This is a genomic window from Flavobacterium sp. GW823-FHT06G12, assembly GCF_058794775.1.
The window spans coordinates 232,924-256,739 of record NZ_JBXAHE010000003.1 but is presented as its reverse complement, the minus strand read 5'-3'; the positions used below and the strand labels follow the sequence as shown (position 1 = coordinate 256,739).

Sequence of the window (23,816 nt, the reverse complement as noted above, 5' to 3'; positions counted from 1 at the left end):
GATAGAAAATAAAATATAGGTTGAATAAGCATGTGATATACAGCACATATATCTTAAAACGAAAAAGTATATATGCTGTAATTTCTGGATTTTTATAATAATCTGCCAAATGATAGTCAAATAGAAAGCCTAGAATAATAATTAGGCACACTACATTGGTTACAACCATAAGAATATTTAGAATGTTGCGAAGTTTCATATTTAGCAGATTTAAGTTAAAGCATGTCGGATGTTATAGCAGCTTTTCAAGCAATACGATTACAAGCACAAGTGAAAGTTCATTTTTCTTTAAGAAGGCTTTAGCATGTTTACTACCTACCAGAATATCCCAGTCTTTATCCTTTCGTTCCTCCTCTGAATAAAGAGAATATCTTGAAATAGATGCCACAGTTAAAATTGTCTCTGTTTCTTCAGAAGTAAAAACAGTATCAGTAAGAACCTCTGCTTCATAACCTAAAATGTAATTGTTTGTAATATTAAATTCCTCTTCTCTTCTATCAATTAGGTTCTGAAGAAAATTGATCAGATTATTTTTTGCATAAGTCTGTAAAGTGCTATTCTGAACAATAACAATTAAACTATTATCAGGATCTGACAAAATAGCTTCTACCATTTCATCAGTAAAGGGAATCAGTCTGTTTGTAAAAAGATTGTTTTTCTGGAGGCTTTGAGATATAAATCTAATCTGTTCTGCAAGCTCTGAAACAGAAATTGGTCGTTGATTATTTAGATAATAAGCATTTAATGCCTCGTAAACTTTCTCTCCATTTAAATCAAAAGGGTTACTAGTGTTAGCAGAAGATTTAGTATTACTTGAAGAATCTAAAGTAGCTTGTGAATTTTCAATATCGGAATCTGCCGAGCATGAAATGAATAAAACTGATGTAACGATGCATAATAAAAAAGTTTTCATGATTTTGATGTTTGAAATGAATGAGATGTTTTCTCAGTTCTTTTCATCCGGATTAGCAGAACTTTTATCCAGCACCTTGCTGAACATTTTGCTTTTGAATTCAAGGCAAAACTATTTTGCTTATTTTTCTTCCGCAAGCCAATATGTATGGGTTTTCGGCAAATCCACTATGGATTTCCACGAAATCCACAGTGCTTTTTATCAAACGAAACACTGTAATTCAATTGTTTGTATTATTTTTATATTAATAAAATGTAAAATTAATATTACATCATTCTATATGACTTTCAATGCCTAATAAATACTTAATCATATGAATAGACTAAACCTAATTTTATTTTACTTGCTGTTATTTAATTATGGATCAGCTCAAAAAGCTTCACTTCTTATCCCTGATTCTTTAAAACAAAAAAGTTATGAGTACTTAGACGATAGGTTTTATGGTCTAAAAAATGACAGCACACTCGCATCGTTGTATGCTTATGCGTTTCTTAATAAGGCTAAAATTGAAAGAAATCCCAAAGAGATCATGAATGGATATCAAAATTTAATGCTGATCTCACCTGACAGAATTAAAAGTATATATATAGATAGCATTTTGTTTACTGCGAAGAAGTCTAAATCCAACGCGTTGATTGGTGCCGCATACCTTAGTAAAGGAACATATTTTTATGGACTTAAACAGCAGAAACTGGCAATGGATAATTATATAACCGCCAATAGTTATCTCTCTAAAACAAATGATGAATACCAAATACATAAAGTAAAATACTGCATCGCTCTTACTAAATTTTATGTGGGGTTTTATGATGAAGCAGTTTCTCTTTTACGAGAATGCGTGGATTTTTACAAAAATGTAGAATCCAGACCGTACCTCAACTCAATTCATATGCTCGGACTTTGTTATAATAAACTGGGGAACTATGGTTTATGTACACAAATGAATGTTTTAGGAATTTCTGAAAGCAAAAGATTAAAATCTACTGTGATGATCCCATATTTTAATCATTCAGAAGGAATCAACGACTATTTTAAAAAAAATTACTCTGAATCGATAAATAAAATAGAATCTTCATTGGTCGCAATAATTGAAAATAAGGATTTTGCAAATGTTGCAATCGGAAATTTCTATATCGGTAAAAGCTATTGGTCACTTAACAAAAAGGAAAGAGCCGTGGAGCATTTTCAAATCGTTGACAATATCTTTAAAGAAAAAAAATATCTTCGGCCGGATCTAAGGCAGGCTTTTGAACTCTTGATTAATTATTATAAAACAAATAATAATTTAGAAAATCAGTTATACTACATAGATCAGCTTCTAAAGGCAGATACACTTCTTTTAGAGAATAATAAGTATATAATCAGTAAAATTCACAAACAGTACGATACAAAAGAACTTGTTTCGGAAAAGGAAAAGATATTGATCGAAAAAGAAGAGATCGCAAATGCCTTGAAAAAGGAAAAATATTATGATGTAATATTTGTTGTGATAATCTTTTTATTATTCATTTTTATATTTTGGCAGACGCGTCGTCATTACAGAAAAAGAAAAGTTTATGAAAAAAATTATAAACTTCTAATGGATGAACTTGATGGAGTTAAAAATAAACCTAAAAATAAAATTGAAAAAGAACCTATAAAAGATATAAGTAGTGAAACTATAGCTTTAATTCTCAAACAGCTGGAGAAGTTTGAAAACGAAAAAAAATTTCTAGATAAAGATTGGAACTTAGTTACCTTATCAGCTGCATTCAATTCAAATACTAAATACTTAGCAGCTATTCTAAATTATTATAGAGATGTGCGAATACATGAGTATATAAACGGACTGCGTATAGAATACATTATAAACCTGCTTAGAACGGAACCTATTTATAGGAAATACACTTACGCTGCTTTGGCCCAAGACGCCGGATTCAGTTCTACACAACGGTTTGCAAACGCTTTTCTGGCAAGAACAGGGATGCCAGTAAATTATTTTATAGACCAGATTAAAAAGACCACTTCTAATTAACAGGTATTTCTACAATGCATTGGATTTAATATTTTACATTTGCTGCCGTAATTAAAAAAACATGAAAATATGAAAGATCTGATCGCAAAAATTAATGCCGAGATTGAAACATTCAAAACAGAATCTGAATCTTTATCAGAGAAAGGTGTTAAAGCTGCAGGAGCTAGAGCTCGTAAATCTTCTTTAGAGATCGAAAAACTTTTAAAAGAATTTAGAAAAGTTTCTATTGAAGAATCTAAAAAATAGTTCTGATCTAAAAAAGCCTTTCAAGATTGAAAGGCTTTTTTTTATAATGAATTCTTATTAGATTTAGTTCTATTTTGTTTTTTATTATACTCTTCAATTTCAGACTCTGTACAAGGAGAAATTTTAATACTTTTAAATCTTGATTCCAGGTTTTTAGTACTATTATCTGAGAATTCTATTTTAATTTTAACTACATCATTAGAAATTATTTTTTCAGGAAATAAATCAGAATAAGATTTTAATTCCAATGCATTTGCAATTCTATTTAACATCCTAATGTTATATTTCTGATTTTGCTTAGGGTTCTCAACATTACCAATGAAACCTTCCGATACACCAATCTTATGAGCCAATTTTACTTGTGAGATATTTGCTTTTATTCTTAGCTCTCTGACTTTTTCAATTAAATAAAAATCTAATTCTGAAATAATAACCTCTACAATCATACTTTTTTTTATTAATTCAGAAATAACGGGATTAAATAAAAATTTAACACATACGTATAAGTATGTGAATATTTTTTATGTATATTTGTTCATTATTCAATATTTGAATATTAAATTTGCGATTCTTCACATAAAATATTTGAAGCATTCGCTTTGAATCTCGTTATCGAAAACTGGCGTTTAAAATAACCACGAGATGATAAGTGCTAATGCTCACGCCTTATATTGGGCGTGGGCTCACTTATTCGTGGTAAGGTACCGCCAGTACCTCGGTAACGTCTAAAAGTGAGTACCTGCCCTTTTTTTGTACTTTACATTTTCCGATTCTAGCGTCTCTCCAACTTAGAAATTTTCGTAAATCAATTATTTTTAAATTAACTCTAAAAAATCTAAAAATATGAAGAGACAAGTATGACGTAATTATACAAAAATGGCCCTCAGCTGCAGCGACCAAACTAGAGCAGAGGACCTTAGCTAATCAAAAATCCTTTTAACTAACCAATTCCAATATTATGAATTATTTTTCATTCTTCAAGAATGGAAAGGCGCTTTATTGCCTATTTTTTGCAGGCTTTTTAATGTCTTTTTCATCATCACTTGGCCGTGACGTAGACCGGCATAATAATGTTTTATTTCAGCAAAATCAGGTACAGGGTACTGTCAGCGATGGCTCAAGTCCTTTACCGGGTGTAACTATTTCCATAAAGGGCAAAACTCATAATTCGTCCATTACCGATTACAATGGAAAATATACTATAAATGCGTTGGCTAGCGATACACTTGTTATTTCCTTTATGGGATTCAAAACTAAACTTATTGCAGTAAACAACAGAACTAAAATTGACATTAAACTGGAATACGATACTACTACGCTGCAGGAGGTCCGGGTAAATGCTGGTTACTATTCTGTAAAGGAAAGTGAGCGAACGGGGAGTATTGCCCGGATTACCTCCAAAGATATAGAAATGCAGCCTGTCGTAAATGTTCTTGCAACCATGCAAGGCAGAATGCCAGGAGTTAATATAACACAGACCACAGGGGTAGCAGGAGGCGGTTTTGATATAAAAATTCGTGGACAAAACAGTCTACGCTCTGCGGCAAATGCACCATTATACATCATTGACGGGGTTCCGTACTCATCAAGTCCGATAGGTTCCGGACAGACATCCTCTATTTTTCCCACCTCAACAAGCCCACTTAACAGCATAAGCCCTGACAATATAGAAAGCATAGAAGTTCTTAAAGATGCCGATGCTACGTCAATCTACGGTTCGCGGGGTGCAAATGGCGTGGTATTAATTAGTACAAAAAAAGGAAAATCTGGCAAAACTAAATTCACAATAACAAGCAGCACAGGTGCAGGAACAGTTACAAAATTCCTTAACCTTATGAATACACAGCAGTATTTGGATATGCGAAAACAGGCTTTTCTAAATGATGGAATACCGCAGTATGATGCCGCCGATTATGATATTAACGGAACTTGGGACCAGAATCGATATACCGACTGGCAAAGACAACTCTTAGGCGGTACTTCAGAGATTACCGATAATCAAGGAACTATCTCTGGAGGTTCGCAAAAAACACAGTTTCTTCTCAGTGGCAGCTACCACAACGAATCTACCGTATTTCCTGGAAAATTTAATTATAAAAGAGGCGGAGCTCAGGTCAATATTAATCACCGTTCAGAAGACAATAAATTCCAATTGGCATTTTCAGGCAGCTACACTTCACAAAATAATGATCAGCCTGCCAGTGATTTGACTTATGTGGCAAGGTTCCTTGCGCCTAATGCTCCTGCCCTTTACAATGAGGATGGAACTCTAAACTGGGAAAATCAGACTTGGGAAAATCCACTCGCCAACCTCAACGCTAAATTTAAATCCAAAACAAAAGATTTAATAGCCAATGCTGTTCTTTCCTATGATTTATTTGAAGGTTTCAACATCAAAAGCAGTTTTGGTTTTACTGACCTTGCCACCTTGGAAACCCGCACGGCACCATCGACCATTTTTAATCCCATCTACAACATAAGCAGTCAGAGATCGGCACTTTTTCAAAACCAGACCGCCAGAAGCTCTTGGATAATAGAACCGCAGATTAATTGGGAAAAAGAACTCGGAAACGGAAAAATAGGATTTTTGGCAGGATCTACCTTTCAGTCTCAGACCACAAATACACTGTATCAGGCCGGAAGCGGATTCAGTTCAAACAGTTTAATCTATAATCTGGCCTCCGCCAAAGTTATTACAGTATCGCTCAACGACGAAACGCAGTATAAATACCAGGCATTCTTTGGAAGACTGAACTATAACTGGCAGGATCGCTACATTTTGAATCTGACCGCTCGCAGGGATGGTTCCAGCCGTTTTGGTCCAGGCAGACAGTTTGCCAATTTTGGTGCGGCAGGATTTGCTTGGCTTTTCACAAATGAGAACTTAGTAAAAAAAATATCTTGGCTGAGCTTCGGAAAACTACGGGGCAGTTACGGAACTACAGGAAATGACCAGATAGGTGATTATCAGTTTTTCGATACCTACAGCACAACTGGAATCAGTTATGATGGCTTGATCGGGCTTTTGCCTTCAAGACTCTATAACGCTAACTTTGGCTGGGAAATCAATAAGAAACTTGAATTCGCACTTGAAGTTGGTTTATTTAAGGACAGAGTCTTTGCAACGGCAGCGTGGTATCAAAACCGCTCTTCAAATCAGCTGGTCGGAATTCCTCTTCCGGGAACAACCGGTTTTACCTCCATTCAAGCCAATCTTGATGCTGTGGTTGAAAACAAAGGCTTAGAATTTACATTTCGCACCGTTAACTTTCAAAAACAAAACTTTCAGTGGACAACCAGTTTCAATGTCACTTCTGCCCAAAACAAGTTGCTGCGTTTTCCGGGTCTGCAAGGTTCAACGTATAGCCAGCAGTACCGAATAGGAAAACCGCTCAATATTGCCCTATTGTACAAATACAAAGGCGTAAATCCTCAAACCGGCATTTATGAATTTGAAGATCTAAACAATGATGGGAAAATATCTTCTCCTTATGACAGGCAATTTACAGCGGATCTTAATCCCAAATATTATGGCGGCATACAAAATCAGATAAGATATAAAGGATGGAACCTTGACTTTCTTTTTCAATTTGTAAAACAGCAGAACCGTTTTTTTCCAATGGGGACTGCCGGACTGATGTCAAATCAGCAGGCTAGGATGTCAGACAGCTGGAAACAGGAAGGACAGAATAGTACTTATCAGATGTATACTACCGGCATTAACGGAACAGCAGTAACCGCGGACGGCAATTATTCTTTGAGCAATGCACAAATAACGGACGCCAGTTTTATCCGACTTAAAAACATTGCCCTTTCCTATGATATTCCATTAAACCTTAAAAGCACAAACTGCAAGGTAATGCTGCAAGCTCAAAATCTTCTGACAATAACAAAATATCCTGATGGAGATCCTGAATTTACTACTTACGGCTACCTGTCTCCTCTGAAAGTTATGACTGCCGGAATGCAATTAACCTTCTAAAAATCAAACTAATGACACGTTCAAAAAATTTAAAATTTTTACTGCTCGCTGCAATACTGGTTTGCAGCGCATGCAATGATTTTGTAGAAGTTGACCTTCCAAAATCACAACTTACGGCACAAGCTGTATTTGAAAATTACGATACGGCAAATGCAGCCCTTACAAATGTGTATTCCAAAATCAGAGATAATGGAGTCCTTAATGGATCTACCAGTGGAATTTCTAATCAGCTTGGAAATTATGCAGATGAACTGACTGCTTATGGACTCCCTTCCAATCCCGTATTCACATTTTATAATAATACTGTATCTCCTGCATCAGCAGTTATTCTGACATATTGGAATAACTCTTACAACCAGATCTATGCGGCTAATGCAGTATTGAAAGGGGTTGAAAAGAGTTTAAATATCAGCCAGAATCAAAAAAGACAACTGCTTGGTGAAGCTCTATTCATTAGAGCGCTGTCCCACTTTTACCTCCGGAATCTTTTTGGCGATATACCATACGTCAAAGACACCGAATATGATAAAAATTCAAATGTCAGCAGACTAACTGAAGAACAGGTCTATCAGAAGATCATTAGTGATCTGAATGATGCCTTAGCACTATTGCCTGATGATTATCCATCTTCCGCTAGAATACGTCCCAATAAATCTGTCTGCCATGCTTTCTTAGCAAGAGTGTATATCTACAGCAAAATGTATGAAGAAGCATCAAACGAAGCCTCAGCAGTGCTAAACAAGACAGAACTCTATATTCTGGAAAATGATCTTTCAAAGGTATTTTTAAATAGTTCAAAAGAAACAATCTGGCAGCTTCAGACATCCTCTGCAGGACAGAATGCCGCCGAAGGAGCTTTTTTTATCTTTCAGGCGGGGCCTCCCAGTACGGTGGCGCTTACTCCATATCTGCTTAACTCCTTTCAAAACTCTGATCTGCGTAAAGCCAGCTGGATCAGAACAGTGACTAATGGAAATGGATCTTGGTCACATGCCTACAAATATAAAGAGCAGAATAACACTCCTGTTTCTAAAGAGTATTCCATCCTCTTTCGATTATCGGAACAGTACCTCATAAGAGCTGAAGCGCGAACACACCAGGGAGATCTTATCGGTGCAAAAGAAGACTTGAATAAAATAAGAAGACGTGCCGGGCTCGCTGATGCGAATGCAACAACTCCTCAGGAAATTTTAAGCGCCATCCTTCAGGAAAGAAGATGGGAACTCTTTACCGAGCAGGGACATCGTTTTTTTGATTTACGCCGATTTCAGGAGCTGGATGCAGTACTCTCGCCAATTAAACCCGGCTGGAGCACTACAGACAGACTTCTACCCGTACCGGAAAACGAACTTAATCTGAATCCTAATCTTCTTCCTCAAAATCCCGGATATTAAAAAAATTTTATCATGCTGAAAATTGTTCTATTTAAAATATCTAAAATCTCGCTTATACCTTTTTTTACCCTTGTTTCATTTTTTGTTTTGCCATTAGTAGCCTGCCCTTTAACGGGGCAGGTAATGGTAAAACAGAAGTTAGATCCGGCCAGCTATCCTTTGTGGTCCACCTTTGAAATGGACAAAACGGCACCCAATGAAAAATGGGTAAGTTTCACAGTTAATTACGCTAATAAAACTGATTCCTTATTTCTGCGCAGTGTCTCGGACAATAAAACGTACCGTTTTACATCTTCCTCTATGTCTTTATTTACAAAAAATAACCTTTTTGTTTTTATGAAAAATAACACACTCGTTACAATAAATCCTGAAAATGGAAAAATGGATTTTGTTGAAGCCGTAGAGCATTACGAGTATTCGCATCCAACAAACCTATTGGTAGTGTATTGCCGATCAGAGAAAAACAAAGGAACTTTAAGAATAAAAAAACCTCTAGGAGAAACACTTCAAGAAATATCAGATGTGACAACTTTTTCGGTTAGCACATCTGGAATCCACCTCTTATATAATCTTTGCTACAATGGGAAAAATTCAGTTTTTCTTACTGACCTAAAAAAATTAAATGCATCAGAATGGATAATGAGCGCTACTGAAAATTATTACGACAATTTTACGTGGCAGAGAAACGATAAAGCGGTCGCTTTCTGCGGCAATTCGACGACTGGAGATTCTGCATCAATATTTCTCTACACAATGGCTGACAAGAACTTGTATCAGTTTGATCCTGCCAAATCGGATGCATTTCCTAAAGGCAGTTCAATTGCAGGCCTTGCTCGCAATAAGATGCTGGTGTCAGATGACCTTCAAAAGGTATTTTTTTCCATATCAAACCAAAATAAAACTTTTCCTGATCATTCCACTTCAAAAGTTGAAATTTGGAATACAAAAGACAGATGGATCTATCCACAGCGGCAGCGTGACGGGAGCTCCGCTACGACACCAAAAGTATGTGTCTGGATGCCTAAAGCAAACTCTTTTATACAAATAACCGATAATACATTATTGTCAATAATGCTTTCTACTGACTGCAGATTTGCCATTCTTTCTGATCCAAAAGCATATGAACCGCAGTTTGAATTTGAAAGTCCGAGAGATTATTATTTTTTAGACCTCAAAACCTTCGAGAAACATCTTATTCTTGAAAACCAGTCTGTACACATGCATGATATCTCCATATCGCCTGAGGCCAAATACATTTCTTATACAAAAGATAAAAATTGGTGGATTTACAATATAGAAAGTAAAACCCATACTAACATTACTTCAAGAATCAGACAGTCTTTCTTTGGAAAAGTACATCTTCTTTCTGCAGAAAGCGCATATGGAAACCCCGGCTGGACTTCCCAGGATAAGGAAATTCTCCTTTACGATGAATTTGACTTGTGGGCAGTTAAACCCGATGGAACTGAATTCCGAAGATTAACCAATGGCAGAGCATCAAAAATAAAATACAGGATGGATTTGAAACCCATAACTATTAGCCGTAAATATCTTTATGATGGACTTCTCTTGCCGAAGTATGATCTTAATAAAACACTCCTGCTGCGAGGCGAAAATCAAAACGGACAGACAGGATTCTATATCTGGAATGCATCCAATAGCATTAACACAATTCTAGCCGGTGATTCCTATTTTTCAAATCTCATTACAGGGTCAAAAAGAAAGACTTTTTTCTGTACTGAACAAAAGTTTGATCTTCCGCTTAGAATAATATCAGTAGAAAACAACTCGACTAAAAAATGTATTTTTCAAAGCAACCCCCGGCATGCCGCGTTTGACTGGGGAAAGAGCGAACTTGTTTCCTTTAAAAATTCAAAAAACGAAAGCTTAAAAGGAATCTTATATTATCCTGCAGCATATGACCCAATACTAAAATATCCCATGATTGTCAGCATTTATGAAACACAGTCTCCTGGACTCCATAAATACTGGAATCCTTCGCTTGAAAATGAATCCGGCTACAATCCAAGTGTTTTTACTACCAATGGTTATTTTGTTTTCCGTCCTGATATAATTCATGAAAAACAAAATGTTGGGCCTTCAACTTTGGACTGTGTTGTATCTGGTACACAAAGCATTATAGACCGCGGAATTGTCAATCCAAAAAAGATTGGCATCATGGGACATTCATTTGGCGGCTACGAGACAGCCTATGTCATAAACCGGACCAATATTTTTGCGGCCGCAATAGCCAGCGGTGCCATAACGGATCTGAACAGCCGATATCTTACAATTGGCACTAATACTGCAAAGCCGGAAATTTGGCGCTTTGCTTCAGGCGGCTGGCGCATGGGAGAAAAAACACCTTTTTACGACCGAGCTGATTTTGACAGGAACTCTCCTCTTGCATTCATTGGAAATTTACAGACTCCACTTTTAATGTGGAGCGGAAAAGAAGATACGCAGGTGGATCCATTTCAGAGTAAGGCATATTATATGGCACTGCGAAGATTATACAAAAATAATATTATGCTTCTCTACCCGAACGAAGGCCATACGCTGCTTAACCCTATTAACCAGAAAGATTTAAATGAGCGTGTTCTACAATGGTTTGCTTATTATCTCAAAGATGAAAAAATTTGCACCTGGATTGATAAAGTAGATTAATCATAATAATTAAAAAATAAACAATGCCGTACCTATTTGGTGCGGCATCGTTATTAAAAACTTGCTTCAATTTATGGATTTTCCTGCCATAAGGTCTGCACACAATTTCCACTGCCATCTTTACCATATAGTTGAGTGGAACCAATACGACAAAGGAAGTCTAATTCCTGATTATCACACTGTTTCACAATATTCTGGCAGTCACTTTGTCTGTAAGCATTTACAAATGCTACTTCTTTCTCAGCTTTCTGCATTGAAGTGGTTGCAAAAGCTCCAAAGATACCTGCTGCCGCAACAGCAAATGGCATCACATTTTTAAAAATTTGCGTTTTCATAATACTAAATGTTAAGTTAACTTTCGATCTACTTTTTTTACAGGTTTTCGATCTTTGTCCTGATACTGGCCAGTATATTTTTAGCGTAAATCCTGTTTCGGATTATTGCTCTTCATTTCATTACTTAGTTTATCCCTAAATTCGTAAACTGCAAGCTTCTTGCCTACAACGGCATATAAATATTTGCGGGTCACTTTGAACGAACTCATTTTGCCATCATTTGAATTGTACACAGGAAAGCTTAACAGATAGGCATTTCGATTAAAATCATAAACATCAATTATGCTTGCCTGATCCCAGAGTTTATCATTTTCATATCTTCCTTTGATTTTTGAATGTATAAAAAGCAGATTTTTACATACAGCAGCTTTGGCATTAACCACATAAGGAGGTGCCGACATTTTCCTCTGCGTATCGTTTCTCAGATAGGAAATCTTGATTTTGGCTTTAGTTGTAGTATCGATAGTTCTGCCGCGTAAAGCCAAGTTTCCTGTCTTGCCAGCAACAATGAATTCATTTCTATAATAATACAGATACACGATTTTACGATCTATTTCACTATAGGTTAAAACCCCATCGGTATCAAAAACGCCATCAATCTGCTGTTGAAGGAGAGAATCTTTATACACTGTTTTTCCTTTATTTACGGCACTGTAAATCCCAATAATATTCGCTAACTTTTTTCCATTATTGGAACGAAATACTACAGTGGTACTGTCCATCGGTTCTGCTGTCGTAAAGTAAGGCATACTATTAAATTCATTGTTAATTTTCCAATCAGAAATTTTACCTCGAAAAATTACAGGTATAGTTCCATCCTTAAGATAAAAATACCTGCCACTTACAGTTATTTTGATACTTTTAAAAGGAATTTTTTCAGGATTAAAAATAATCTTATGTATTCGTTCATTATTAAGTTTTTCATCAAACGAAACAATACGGCTTGGGCTGGTATAATTTCCCAGATAAATTCTGCCACCCGAAATTCCTGCTATATAATAAGAATTAAACTTGAGATCTTTTTGTGAAAAAAATACAACAGGATGCTTTGCATATCGCCTAATAAAAGGATTTTCATAATGCATTATATTTTCTGAACGCAGAAATAAAAAAATCATAAGTCCAGTGCTACAAAAAAAAATAAATAGCATACTTTTAAGAGGTTTAAAATTATTTATCGCAAGTTTTAATTCATATACCTCACTATGAAAATAGATTGCTACAGCCGCCAACAATAAAAAAATGTTGTTAAAAAATAGATGTACTTTCCAACTCATTTTTTCCAAAATTCCGCCGCAGGAACATGGAACGAACGAACTATAATTTAGCACTATAAAAATATAAACTGTAAAAATCGTCATCAGACAGAATGCACTAAGGAGTCCCCATATTCTAAATTTCCGAATAGAGAGTAATAAAGAAATAATCAATTCTAAAACTGGAACAGCCCATGTAATCCATGATGCAAATGCGCTTACCAAAGGTGACTGCCCTACTTGTACTTGGAAGTTCTCAAAATCCAACAATTTACTTATCGCAGCATATACAAAAAGTAATATGTATAACAGACTTATAACTTCAATTGTAGTCTTTCTGATCTGATCTTTTAATTCCATAAAATATTCAATTAGTTAATTGTTTAGAATAAAAGTATTTTCTTTTTAAACTTATACAAATGTAAATCAGCAAAATGAAAGAAAACACATCAAAAACACGCCAAAAAACATCAAAAACACGCCAATTTATATCTTCACGTTTTTCTAAATAAAAAATGCTTTACAGATAAAATCCATAAAGCATTTTCAGTCTCTAAAGCTTTTTTACCTAAGACTTTTCATCGCCAATAAAAGTCAAAAGTTTTTGATTAAGCTCCACTAGTCCGGCTTTCTGAAGACATTCCAGTGAGACATTTTTCAGTTCAAGTAATTCCTCTTCAGCTATACTTGCCATTAAACTTCCTTCATCTTTTTCAAGCAGTAATCCCCTCTCAATAAAGTGGGATAACAGTAGTACATTTTTTCGTGAAATTTTCAGATCAATCTTCACCGGCTCACTCATTCCAGGGATGCTCAATACAGTATCGAACACCTTTGCTGCATAATTCTTTGTACTCATAATTTCAGCTTTTTTAAAATAATAAATCAAAGTCTAAAGTTAGCAATGACGCCTCAAAGCATCATAAGCAAAATTTACCTGTGATAGGATGCATTGGATTTTACTGCATAAATTCGTCTGAATATTTGAAAGAAGTCTGAGGTTATAATGCAGACTCTTTAAGACTGCCACCTTCCTGCAATCTGCAAGATGTCCGGTTGTATCACAACCGATATCTTGCTGCCTCTCTGCTCGGAACTCGCTGGCAGTGAAAACTGGTAGATTTGTAATGTCGAATGAAAAGGAAAAATGATGAAAGACGAGAAAAAAAACAGAAACAGATGGCTTCATCTAAGGCTCAGTGAGCAGGAATATAAGATCCTTCAGAAATATTTTGCAGAGTCGCTCTGTCCAAAACTGAGTGATTTTGCCCGGAAAAATCTGCTGCGAAAACCTGTTGTTTTAAAATACAGAAACCAATCTCTTGATGAGATGATAGCTGAATTAACAAGCCTCAGAACAGAACTGAATCCCATTGGAAACAACTTTAATCAGGCAGTTAAAAAACTGCACTCGCTTTCCAAGATTTCTGATTTCAAAATGTGGATTCTGGGTTTTGAAACAGATAAAAAAATACTGCTCAATTCTATTGAAGATATTAGAATCACGATCCGAAACCTAGCAGAAAAATGGTTGCAGTCATAAACACTGGGGCATCAGTCAGAAGCATTTTCAATTACAATGAAAATAAAATCGAAACAGGAAAAGCAGAACTTATAGGCGAAGGAAATTATCCTGCAGCAGCATGTGAACTGCAGAAAGATTCAAGACTGAAACTTCTTTTAAATCAGCTGGAACTCAACTCCAATGTCACGCGCGGTAGCGTGCACATATCGCTCAATTTTGATTCCTCCGAAAATGATCTATCGAAAGAAAAGCTGATGGAAATTGCCCAAACTTACATGGAAAAAATCGGATTCGGATCACAGCCCTACCTGATCTATCAGCATCATGATGCAGGACATCCGCACATCCATATTGTTTCTGTGAAAGTAAAGTCCGATGGAAAGAGAATTGACATGCAGAACATAGGCCGAAACCAATCTGAAACAGCTCGTAAAGAAATTGAAAAGACATTCCATCTGGTTCCTGCACAGGACAATAAAAGGGAAAAGATCCTAAATATAAAACCTGCAAAAAACGGTACTGTCGGCTACGGAACAGCTGAAACAAAAAAAGCAATTGCTGCTGTGTTGAACGCAGTTATTCCTAATTATAAGTATACCACTGTCGGGGAATTGAATGCAGTGCTGAACCTTTACAACGTGACTGCTTTGCAGGGCAGTAAAGATTCAAGAATGTTTCTCCATAAAGGTCTGGTTTACCAGATTCTGAACGATAAAAAACAGCCTGTGGGCGTTCCCTTGAAAGCCAGCAGCTTTTACATGAAGCACATCCTCAAAAATCTGGAATTAAGATTTGCAGCAAATAAGACAGGGAGAAATCCCCATTTAAAGAGAGTAAAAAATGCGGTTGATCTCGCCTTTATGCAGAACAAAATAAAGGCAGTTTCTGATCTTGACGGAATTCTGATCCAAGATGGAATCAAGACTGCTGAACGAAGAAATGAACAGGGAATTCTTTATGGACTGGCCTATATAGACCACAAAACAAAATGTGTTTTTAACGGAAGCGCTTTAGGAAAGCCATATGCAGCATCCGGTATTGAAGAGAGGTGCGGCATAAAAAGTTGTAGCACCGGCAGAACCGAAGTTAAAATTCTGGATGGCGATGAATTAAATAATAAACCCAACCATTCCTCTTTTGTTTCTGCAGATCAGCTGCAGAAGATAATTGATTCGGTGCTTCAGCCCGAATTTTCTGCTGATTATATTCCGTCTCAGCTGAAAAGAAAAAAGAAAAGAAGGAAAGGAAAAGGACAATCGGATTACTAACTGAAAAACTTGAACTATGCAGACAGGGGAAAATGAACAGGCGCTTAGAAAAATTTTGGATATGACAAGGCTTATCAGCATGATATTGTTATTTCTACATTTCTATTTTTATGGATATAATGTTTTTAGAATATGGGGACTTGCAGGCAGTTTTCCTGATAAAATATTGGCCGGAATTTTTCGCACCGGGCTCTTTGATTATTTTCATCTGTCCAAGTTTTTTTCTTTGGGATTTTTATGTATTTCCCTGTTTGGGGCAAAGGGCAGAAAGAAGGAAAAGCTGGACTTCAAAACTGCATTTTGCTATATTGCTTTGGGTCTTCTGGCTTATTTCTTGAGTTACTTTTTCCTGATCACACAATTTAATCTGGAACATAAACTTGTTCTTTATATGCTGTGCACAGCTGCCGGATATCTGCTCCTGCTCTCAGGCGGTACGCTTTTGTCGAGAATTATAAAAAGAAAACTCAACAACAAGGATATTTTCAACAGGGAAAACGAGACATTCCCTCAGGAAGAAAGGCTCCTTGAAAATGAATATTCAATCAATCTGCCGGCACATTATAACTTGAAAAACAAAGTCCGAAAAAGCTGGATTAATATCATCAATCCTTTTCGGGGCATCTTGGTTGCAGGTACGCCTGGTTCCGGAAAATCCTATTTTGTGATCCGTCATATCATAACCCAGCATATCCGCAAGGGATTCTCAATGTTTGTATATGATTTCAAGTTTGACGACCTCAGTACAATAGCCTATAATACCTGGCTTCACAATAAGCATTTATACAAGGTTGAACCGAAATTCTATGTCATTAATTTTGATGATCTGAGCCGCACACACAGATGCAATCCACTTGATCCAAAATCAATGGACGACATTACGGACGCATCAGAATCAGCACGCACCATTCTTCTGGGTTTGAACCGTGAATGGATAAAAAAGCAGGGAGACTTTTTCGTTGAATCGCCCATCAATTTTCTTTCAGCCGTCATATGGTATCTGCGTAAATACAACAATGGCGAATTCTGCACCCTGCCTCATGTAATTGAATTGATGCAGGTGGAATACAACAGTCTTTTTACTTTATTGAGAACTGAAAAAGAAATAGAAATACTGATCGATCCATTTGTGAGCGCATATCTTAATAATGTCATGGAGCAGCTTGAGGGTCAGGTGGCTTCAGCAAAGATATCCATGGCTAGACTTTCCAGTGCACAGCTTTATTATGTGCTGTCTGGAAATGACTTCACGCTTGACATTAATAATCCCGAAGATCCCAAGATTGTATGCATGGGCAACAATCCTCTTAAGATACAGACCTATGGAGCAGTTCTCTCGCTTTATGTAAGCAGGCTCATCAAGCAGGTAAACCAGAAAGACAAACTTAAAAGCAGTCTTATATTTGATGAATTTCCAACCATCTATCTCAATAATATGGACAGCCTTATAGCCACAGCTAGAAGCAATAAAGTAAGCGCGTGCTTGGGGATTCAGGACTTCAGCCAGCTGCGCAAAGATTACGGGCGTGAACAGGCTGATGTTATATTGAACATCACAGGAAATATTATCAGCGGGCAGGTTAATGGAGATACGGCCAAACAGCTGTCTGAACGTTTTGGAAAAATAATGCAAGATCGCGAGAGCCTTTCCATCAATAGTTCGGACACCTCTATCAGCAGATCGAAACAATTGGAAGCTGCCGTGCCTGCCTCGAAGATTTCCTGTTTGAGCTCTGGCGAATTTGTCGGCATTACAGCCGATAATCCCGACTGTAAAATTGAGCTGAAAACCTTTCATTCCGAAATAATAAATGATCACGAGCAGCTTAGAAAAGAAGAAGGCTCATATCAGGGAATCAGCCCGGTGCGCACTATAAACAATACAATGATTGAACGCAATTATCTGCAGATAAAAGAAGATATATCTGAAATAGTCAATTCAGAAATGGAGCGTCTTATTCATGACCCTGCTCTGTCTCATTTAGTGATCAGAAAGAAAAAATAATCATTCCATACTTTCGATATTTTTAACTTGATTCTGCTTTTTCTATAATTTGCGTCATGAATTAAGAAAGACATAAAACGTGATTTTGAGAGCAATCTGCCGACTAACGAAGTGATATGATTGGAATTGGCAAACATTATCGACACAGTGGTTTTATTTGAGAAAAGATATATCAACATCGGCAACTTTAACTGACTTGCACATCTCTGTCTAGCACGTACCGCTCTTAAGTACTTTTATCAGCTTATGAAAAAATAACCAGCAACTAGCAGGTATCAAGGAAACTATCTATGAAGAAACTTTTCAAACTTACACAGCCATTTAAAATTTAGTTTTTACACGAGTCAGCATTACAAAAAACAGCTCACTTTTTAGTATGCCACTAAATGTTTGAATGCTCTTTAAAACAAAATAAAGTACCGATGTTATTATCGCAAGATTGCCTTTTCTATATCTCAATTTCTTTTCTCAAGATACTTTTAAAATCAATTATAAAATTTAAAAAAAGCAATGATATGGTTAAAGTACTGAGATAAACGAGAACTTTTTGAATTATTAAAAAATCTTTAAATAGTGGAAAGAAAAGAGGTATAAAAACACCGAAAATTATAATATATATTAACATAGAAAGAGTATAGCTTAGGGTTTTAGAAAAACTTTCATTTAATTCGTATAGACAGCTGTATAGTTTTGGAAACAAATCCATCTCAAAATCATTTCCAATTTCTACCAGAAGCGTCCTGTCAAATTTTCTATCCTGATACTTCTCCTTATTAATTTTTTTTGCCAGATTTTCAATCTCCCTTTTCTCCTGATTACTTAAAAGATCAATAAGTATTGATTTCTTATAAGAATTATATTTATGATCCAGATAATAGAAAAAAGTATTAGCACATCCTATTCCTGACCATACAGAAACCACATCAAAAGAGTAAATAATATCTTCGTCATAATTTCCATATAACTCCAGATTATATCTTCTTCCTTTAACACGTACTAGATCCCTAAGTGCAAGATAAAAGTATGCTCCTTTTAAATCCTGATCATTTATAAATTCTTCTATTAATTTTTTGGGCTTTTTTTTCATGTAATCATCATATAAATGGCGATAAGTCAGCATTTTGTACTTATTTTCAAGTACAGCTTTAGTCTTACCATCCCAAACCTCATAACTGCTGAATATTTTATCACAGATTCTTCTAAAATCAGTCACCTTATTAGAAAGCATAATAACCTTATTTTTTATATCTCTACTTTCATTTCTTATTTGGAATATTTTCGATATTATAAAAGTTATTAAGATTACGGAAAAAATACTTGAAAATGTAAAAATATTCGAAATCATTCCGGTTAATAATCCTTCCGAATTTAAATTTACTGTAATATAGAAATAGCTGAATATTAAAATAAAAAAAATTGAAACGGCATAATTCAGTTTTGATTTATTCTTGAAAAAGTAATTACATGAGTTCTTAAAAACCTGTATCATTTCATTGGATATTTACTATATTGTATAATTGGAGAATGAAATTAACCTACCTTAGCATCGCAGTATATCTTAAGTTAAGATTTATGTTAATAGTTTTTTAATTATAAACTATTTTTATACCAAGTAGGTAAATCAATTGTCCTCATTTTTAAATGCAATCCTAACATCAAGATTTTGTGCATTACGAATAAAACATACTTGAAGATATTCTGTACGCTTTATTTCATAATGGCATGACGCATAAAATCTGTCAGCTCCTTCTGATCGGAACCAAGCAAGACCATAGGTGTTTAATCCTACATAATTTTCAACCTCATTTTTTGTTAAAACTGGATAACTGTGATTGACACTTTTCTTTAAATATGGTGTTACAAAATCAACATAAATTAATTCCAATTCTTCCCTTTTGCAATATTCTTCCAATTCATATTGTTTTTCATGTAACACAAACCATAAAAATCCTATTTCTTGATATGAAAGTCTTTCAAGCTGGATATTTTTGCAAATGTCAACTAAAGTTTTTTCATCTGGAAGAAAATCATGGTAAAGCCATACCTGAAAAGAATTTTGAACAAGCTGTGAATATCGGTCTATGAAATATTTCCGTACAATCTCAGGAAATTTAATTATTAGCTTTTTCAAATGCTTCCCCTCAATTGCATGGATTTTAAAAGATTCGCTGTTTCTGGTTTTCTCTATAAATTCTCTACATGCTTTTGTCAGATAGCTATTGGTTATAATTACAAAATGATTGGCTTTCTCAGCTCTTGCCCATGCCAATTTTTCATGAATGTCAGCAACAGCAATCCCTGAAGTATACTTTTTACATTCGAAAAACCACTTTTCTTCAAATTGATGGACCATCGCATTATAAATAGTTCGATATGCTTCAATATCTCTCCCATCATCCGCACCGCCTTGCCTCCATTTTAAAGAATGAAATGAAAACATCGCAATTAAATCAAATGATAGTTCTTCAAATTGTTTCCAATTTATCTTTTCAAAATCTATGTCTTCCTCCTTAAATTTCATACAAAGCTCAATCTTTCTTTCACATTCATAATAATTCTTCTTTTATAAAGTCCATTATTCATTAGAGCGCTGCTAACTGGTACTTTAGGATTGCTGCATTATCTATACTATTAACTGCCTCTGCCAAATAAGAAAAATGTTTGAGCATATCTTCAACAGATAGCTGATGTTCCTCATTTAAATTATATTGCCCGGTATAGAACTGGAGAAACTTTTCATCAATAATACCATTTCCATGCGCATATAAATGCCTAATTTGCAGAATTTTTTCAATGTTTTCCTGCATATTATGATCAAGTACTTTAAGATCACTTATTTGAACATTATCTGAAATAAAACCTTTTACGCTTCCTCTTTGCAGTTTACCCAATTTCTTTTTTGCCCAATAAAGTACAAATTCCTGCATGTCTGCACAATCAAGCACTTCTTTTATGGTAACCTGCTGACCAGATTTTAATGTTGCTGGATTTGCTAGATAAATTTCATACAAAAGATCGGTCAAATAAATTTCAAAATTGTCAGCGCATGACGAAAATAAAATTCTCATTAGGATCTTTCCTTCTTGATTATTTGTCGGAATAGATATCGAATGAGGATACAAAACTCTTCCTAAGTCATTAATAATATTGAGTACGCTGGAGTAATGTTCTAAAAACTTTGATTTTGAACTTGTACTGGATAGACGAAAATCCAGCCATTGCGAATTTAATTTTTTAAGCAATGGAAGCTGATCCTCATCTTCTGGTTTTATTTCCGGATTACTAAGAATAATACTAGTTCCTTTTCTTATATAAAATTTATTCTCCAGAGCGATGTTATCAGATGATTTCTCTACTTCAATAACATACAATCTTTTACTATCATAAATTATATAATCATACGTAATTAATGGTGCTGGAGATAATAGATCAATTGCTTTATGTGTTACTCCATTGGCACGGAAATCTTCACTTAGTCCAGTTATTTTTATATCTCCGTTAATTTCGTAGACCCCTAAAACAATAATTCCTCCATTAGTATTTGCAAAAGCTGCTATCATTTGTGCAAGACTTCGAGCTGGAGGTAAAACTGCTTTATATTCTAGTTTTTCACTTTCAGCACTACCAATTATTTGATATATTTCTTTACGTAAATTCATAATTAAACAGGAAACTTAACAATCTGCGCTTTTTTTAGAAGATGCCCCAAGGAGATTACCTTAGGTTTAATGTCATCATCAATCCATAATTCAGAAGCCTCATAGTCCAGAATATCAAGTTCTGAACCATAATAAATAATCACTTCACCATTATATGCTGGTCTTGCAACGATACTTATTGGCACACCATTTTTTAAAATACCTGCCAGAATTGTTGGTGCAGTGGAATCGTCCAAATGATCTAGATTATAGTTATCCAATGTCTTCAGATAGTTTACAATGTTTTTCTTAGCTTTTTTAATTAAACTCTGGGCGTAAACGAACATATCTGTAGTAGGAGTAGATTTATGAGAGAACATTTTTTTTAGATCTTTATCTTTTATCGCATTTTCCCATTCTTCTATAGAAGATATTCCCATATTTGATATTATCTCCTGCGTCAATGGCAATAACACATTCGGTTTGTGTATTTCGTTCGCATCATTGCTTAGAAGTTCACGCAGCTGTTCAATGTCATTTATATCGTACTGTTTTAAAAGGGAATATATTTCCTTAGCATGTTCGATATTTTCAAATAATCGTGGATTCTCTTCTATTGCTTCAGCTACTTTAGATAAATGTGATAAATCTGTTTTGCTTCTCATCACTTTATATAAACTGTCTTTATCTTCAATTGTATTCATAAACAGTTCTGCACGCTTTCTGTAAGTTTCTGAAAAAAGATCTTTACCTTCTTCTGGATTGTTATCAAACCACTCAGATAACAAGCTGATAGCTCTTATGAAATTCTGGTCTTTATTACCTATGTTTTTAAGTTTTTCATTGATTTTAACAGCAATATCAGTTTTCTTTTTTTCATGATAATTACCGAATCCTATGTTATGATGGAGCAAAATGTCGTTCCAGTCTTCACCAAGGAGCTGCAATATTTCGATTAAGTCACCGTCATTTATAAAATCTACATAAACTTTACTATATGTCTTAAAAGTTCCATTTTCATTTGGAAAGATTGCATTTTTTTCAAGCAGTGGTAAATTGTTATCCTCACTTAAGATAAATTCCCCAACCTCATTCAACCACTCAAAAGCTGAATTTTCATTGTCAAATTTTTGAGATAATTCGTAGACAGATCCTATGTCTGCTACATCCTTTATCAGGTCATTAAATGTGATTTTACTAATGCCGTCCCAAACAACCTCAATCCAGCTGTGGAGATTTATTCTTTTACAAACAAGTGTTGGAAACAGATCATATGTGTATTGCCATAATTTTTCTTTTGTTTCTTTTGAATATATGTTGGAAGGAAACCAAAGTTCACTGAGTTTACCTTTACTGTTATCAACTAAATCAACAATCGACTTTTCCAATAAGAATTTTCTCATTGGTTTTTGAATAAAGTCTCTATACCAATCTGTATCAAAGTATTTTTCATCAGTTGCAGGCATTTTGGATTTTGCAATACTGAAAATATTCGTGAAAGGTTTATTCTCAATTTTATTTATTAAATCCTTGTAAAGCGATAATGCTTGTTGCAAAATTTCCTTATTTTCTAAAACCTCAGGATCATTATCTCCCATCAGCCATATACCATCTCTTTCTGTTTGCGGATTAAAGCTGAAGCTGTTGACAACTACAGGAAAATAAAAATTTTCCGTGCCTATTAATGGAAAATCACAGAACAGTTTGGGGATTTTATCCAAATTTAAAACTTCAAAATTATCAGCTCTTTTAATAGTTCGTGTGGCAATTGAAACCTTACCGTTTGTTGCATATAATAATCTGACAATACTTTTTTTGCCGTTTTCTATTTTGATTATTTTTTTAAATTTATTTTCACTTTGCAAATCATTTATGAATATAACCTCGCTTTCAGTGGTCGTGTCACTTATTTCTACCTGATAGATTTCAGGAATAAACGAAAGGACATACGGGATTAAATTTATAAATTCATAAACTCCGATATCTGCAATATCTTTTTGCTGATCGGATTCAAGTACATAAGTAAAAGAGGTATTAAATTCTTCCGGATTATATTGTTTGATTTTACTCCCTTCAGTTGAAGAATGAAATTCCTTCCAGGCATTTTCAATATTAGGTATGAGTGCCGCAGTGGTTTTTCCATTGCGGTTCAAAGGAAAACCAAAATCAAAAAGTTCACCTTCAATTGTTTCAACTACACCTTTGATAAACACTTCTTTAGAAAGCAGGTGAGTAGTTAGAAAACCGGTGCCAAATCTGCCGGTGCGGGCACTAATTTCTCCTTCATCAACTTCCTTAGACGAAATTTGGTTTATTAGCCCTCTGATATCTTTTTCCGTAAAGTGGTTTCCATTGTGCAGAAATTCAATTTCATCATGGCTGTAATTAATCCTGACCGAAACTTTTCTATCGGTTTCGGCCACACTATCTTTAGCATTTTGCAGTAGCTCCCACGCCCAGCGACCATGGTTATTCTGTACTGTTTTTTCTAAATCATGCAGCCTCTTAATTATCTTGTCTGCAATTGATCTGTTGCCATCTTCTCTGCGGCCTTCTTCGATTGATTTAATCAT

General features: G+C 35.1%; 17 protein-coding genes. 8 read left to right on the top strand and 9 right to left on the bottom strand.

The annotated features are described in order from the left end of the window. Positions 1 to 232 precede the first annotated feature (232 nt). Positions 233 to 913, bottom strand: a complete 681-nt coding sequence (locus AC1Q5Z_RS13765) for a hypothetical protein (RefSeq protein ID WP_492445384.1) — start codon at positions 911 to 913, stop codon at positions 233 to 235. 313 nt (positions 914 to 1,226) lie between these two features. Between AC1Q5Z_RS13765 and AC1Q5Z_RS13760 the strand changes: the two genes are divergently transcribed. Continuing rightward, positions 1,227 to 2,927 carry a helix-turn-helix domain-containing protein gene (locus AC1Q5Z_RS13760; RefSeq protein WP_492445382.1) on the top strand — a complete coding sequence of 567 codons (1,701 nt, stop codon included), beginning with the start codon at positions 1,227 to 1,229 and terminating at the stop codon, positions 2,925 to 2,927. A gap of 69 nt (positions 2,928 to 2,996) precedes the next feature. Next, complete coding sequence (locus AC1Q5Z_RS13755; RefSeq protein WP_131424719.1) at positions 2,997 to 3,173, top strand: Hc1-related histone H1-like protein; 177 nt, start codon at positions 2,997 to 2,999, stop codon at positions 3,171 to 3,173. A 41-nt stretch (positions 3,174 to 3,214) separates the two neighbouring features. Here AC1Q5Z_RS13755 and AC1Q5Z_RS13750 read toward each other — a convergent pair whose 3' ends face one another. Next, complete coding sequence (locus AC1Q5Z_RS13750; RefSeq protein ID WP_492445380.1) at positions 3,215 to 3,619, bottom strand: helix-turn-helix domain-containing protein; 405 nt, start codon at positions 3,617 to 3,619, stop codon at positions 3,215 to 3,217. A gap of 512 nt (positions 3,620 to 4,131) precedes the next feature. Here AC1Q5Z_RS13750 and AC1Q5Z_RS13745 point away from each other — a divergent pair. The 3 genes from AC1Q5Z_RS13745 (at position 4,132) to AC1Q5Z_RS13735 (ending at position 11,216) form a co-directional block, all read left to right on the top strand. Further along, positions 4,132 to 7,155 (top strand): SusC/RagA family TonB-linked outer membrane protein, encoded by a 3,024-nt coding sequence (locus AC1Q5Z_RS13745; RefSeq protein ID WP_492445378.1) that lies wholly within the window; start codon positions 4,132 to 4,134, stop codon positions 7,153 to 7,155. A gap of 11 nt (positions 7,156 to 7,166) precedes the next feature. After that, complete coding sequence (locus AC1Q5Z_RS13740) at positions 7,167 to 8,549, top strand: RagB/SusD family nutrient uptake outer membrane protein (RefSeq protein WP_492445376.1); 1,383 nt, start codon at positions 7,167 to 7,169, stop codon at positions 8,547 to 8,549. 336 nt (positions 8,550 to 8,885) lie between these two features. Further along, positions 8,886 to 11,216 carry an alpha/beta hydrolase family protein gene (locus tag AC1Q5Z_RS13735; RefSeq protein ID WP_492445374.1) on the top strand — a complete coding sequence of 777 codons (2,331 nt, stop codon included), beginning with the start codon at positions 8,886 to 8,888 and terminating at the stop codon, positions 11,214 to 11,216. Between the two features lie 71 nt (positions 11,217 to 11,287). Here the strand turns inward: AC1Q5Z_RS13735 and AC1Q5Z_RS13730 are convergent, their stop codons facing one another. From AC1Q5Z_RS13730 to AC1Q5Z_RS13720, 3 genes are all read right to left on the bottom strand, one after another. Beyond that, a complete protein-coding gene (locus AC1Q5Z_RS13730; RefSeq protein ID WP_257683742.1) occupies positions 11,288 to 11,551 on the bottom strand; it encodes a hypothetical protein in 264 nt (87 codons plus the stop codon). An 80-nt stretch (positions 11,552 to 11,631) separates the two neighbouring features. Continuing rightward, positions 11,632 to 13,167, bottom strand: a complete 1,536-nt coding sequence (locus tag AC1Q5Z_RS13725; RefSeq protein ID WP_492445371.1) for a MauE/DoxX family redox-associated membrane protein — start codon at positions 13,165 to 13,167, stop codon at positions 11,632 to 11,634. A gap of 208 nt (positions 13,168 to 13,375) precedes the next feature. Continuing rightward, complete coding sequence (locus AC1Q5Z_RS13720) at positions 13,376 to 13,666, bottom strand: hypothetical protein (RefSeq protein ID WP_492445369.1); 291 nt, start codon at positions 13,664 to 13,666, stop codon at positions 13,376 to 13,378. 291 nt (positions 13,667 to 13,957) lie between these two features. Here AC1Q5Z_RS13720 and AC1Q5Z_RS13715 point away from each other — a divergent pair, with 291 nt between their 5' ends. Genes AC1Q5Z_RS13715 through mobC form a run of 3 tightly spaced genes read left to right on the top strand, consistent with a single transcriptional unit; the run spans position 13,958 to position 17,605 of the window. Further along, entirely contained in the window at positions 13,958 to 14,350 is a 393-nt protein-coding gene (locus AC1Q5Z_RS13715; protein ID WP_492445367.1) for a plasmid mobilization protein, read from the top strand. Further along, positions 14,335 to 15,600: a relaxase/mobilization nuclease domain-containing protein gene (locus AC1Q5Z_RS13710; protein ID WP_492445365.1), complete on the top strand. Its 1,266-nt coding sequence runs from the start codon at positions 14,335 to 14,337 to the stop codon at positions 15,598 to 15,600. Before AC1Q5Z_RS13715 ends, AC1Q5Z_RS13710 begins: the two co-directional genes overlap by 16 nt. 16 nt (positions 15,601 to 15,616) lie before the next feature. Then, positions 15,617 to 17,605, top strand: a complete 1,989-nt coding sequence (mobC, locus tag AC1Q5Z_RS13705; protein WP_492445363.1) for a conjugal transfer protein MobC — start codon at positions 15,617 to 15,619, stop codon at positions 17,603 to 17,605. A 448-nt stretch (positions 17,606 to 18,053) separates the two neighbouring features. Here mobC and AC1Q5Z_RS13700 read toward each other — a convergent pair whose 3' ends face one another. The 4 genes from AC1Q5Z_RS13700 to AC1Q5Z_RS13685 form a co-directional block, all read right to left on the bottom strand. Continuing rightward, complete coding sequence (locus AC1Q5Z_RS13700; RefSeq protein WP_492445361.1) at positions 18,054 to 19,094, bottom strand: hypothetical protein; 1,041 nt, start codon at positions 19,092 to 19,094, stop codon at positions 18,054 to 18,056. A 132-nt stretch (positions 19,095 to 19,226) separates the two neighbouring features. Continuing rightward, positions 19,227 to 20,126 carry a restriction endonuclease gene (locus AC1Q5Z_RS13695; RefSeq protein ID WP_492445359.1) on the bottom strand — a complete coding sequence of 300 codons (900 nt, stop codon included), beginning with the start codon at positions 20,124 to 20,126 and terminating at the stop codon, positions 19,227 to 19,229. 61 nt (positions 20,127 to 20,187) lie between these two features. Next, entirely contained in the window at positions 20,188 to 21,264 is a 1,077-nt protein-coding gene (locus AC1Q5Z_RS13690) for an AlbA family DNA-binding domain-containing protein (protein WP_492445357.1), read from the bottom strand. 2 nt (positions 21,265 to 21,266) lie between these two features. Further along, positions 21,267 to 23,816: a sacsin N-terminal ATP-binding-like domain-containing protein gene (locus AC1Q5Z_RS13685; protein WP_492445355.1), complete on the bottom strand. Its 2,550-nt coding sequence runs from the start codon at positions 23,814 to 23,816 to the stop codon at positions 21,267 to 21,269.

Coding starts and splice junctions, on each gene's coding strand:
- AC1Q5Z_RS13765 (WP_492445384.1), bottom strand. CDS start 913: ATGAAAACTTTTTTATTATGCATCGTTACATCAGTTTTATTCATTTCA.
- AC1Q5Z_RS13740 (WP_492445376.1), top strand. CDS start 7,167: ATGACACGTTCAAAAAATTTAAAATTTTTACTGCTCGCTGCAATACTG.
- AC1Q5Z_RS13755 (WP_131424719.1), top strand. CDS start 2,997: ATGAAAGATCTGATCGCAAAAATTAATGCCGAGATTGAAACATTCAAA.
- AC1Q5Z_RS13745 (WP_492445378.1), top strand. CDS start 4,132: ATGAATTATTTTTCATTCTTCAAGAATGGAAAGGCGCTTTATTGCCTA.
- AC1Q5Z_RS13735 (WP_492445374.1), top strand. CDS start 8,886: ATGAAAAATAACACACTCGTTACAATAAATCCTGAAAATGGAAAAATG.
- AC1Q5Z_RS13695 (WP_492445359.1), bottom strand. CDS start 20,126: ATGAAATTTAAGGAGGAAGACATAGATTTTGAAAAGATAAATTGGAAA.
- AC1Q5Z_RS13730 (WP_257683742.1), bottom strand. CDS start 11,551: ATGAAAACGCAAATTTTTAAAAATGTGATGCCATTTGCTGTTGCGGCA.
- mobC (WP_492445363.1), top strand. CDS start 15,617: ATGCAGACAGGGGAAAATGAACAGGCGCTTAGAAAAATTTTGGATATG.
- AC1Q5Z_RS13700 (WP_492445361.1), bottom strand. CDS start 19,094: ATGATACAGGTTTTTAAGAACTCATGTAATTACTTTTTCAAGAATAAA.
- AC1Q5Z_RS13725 (WP_492445371.1), bottom strand. CDS start 13,167: ATGGAATTAAAAGATCAGATCAGAAAGACTACAATTGAAGTTATAAGT.
- AC1Q5Z_RS13750 (WP_492445380.1), bottom strand. CDS start 3,619: ATGATTGTAGAGGTTATTATTTCAGAATTAGATTTTTATTTAATTGAA.
- AC1Q5Z_RS13710 (WP_492445365.1), top strand. CDS start 14,335: ATGGTTGCAGTCATAAACACTGGGGCATCAGTCAGAAGCATTTTCAAT.
- AC1Q5Z_RS13720 (WP_492445369.1), bottom strand. CDS start 13,666: ATGAGTACAAAGAATTATGCAGCAAAGGTGTTCGATACTGTATTGAGC.
- AC1Q5Z_RS13690 (WP_492445357.1), bottom strand. CDS start 21,264: ATGAATTTACGTAAAGAAATATATCAAATAATTGGTAGTGCTGAAAGT.
- AC1Q5Z_RS13760 (WP_492445382.1), top strand. CDS start 1,227: ATGAATAGACTAAACCTAATTTTATTTTACTTGCTGTTATTTAATTAT.
- AC1Q5Z_RS13715 (WP_492445367.1), top strand. CDS start 13,958: ATGAAAGACGAGAAAAAAAACAGAAACAGATGGCTTCATCTAAGGCTC.
- AC1Q5Z_RS13685 (WP_492445355.1), bottom strand. CDS start 23,816: ATGATTAAATCAATCGAAGAAGGCCGCAGAGAAGATGGCAACAGATCA.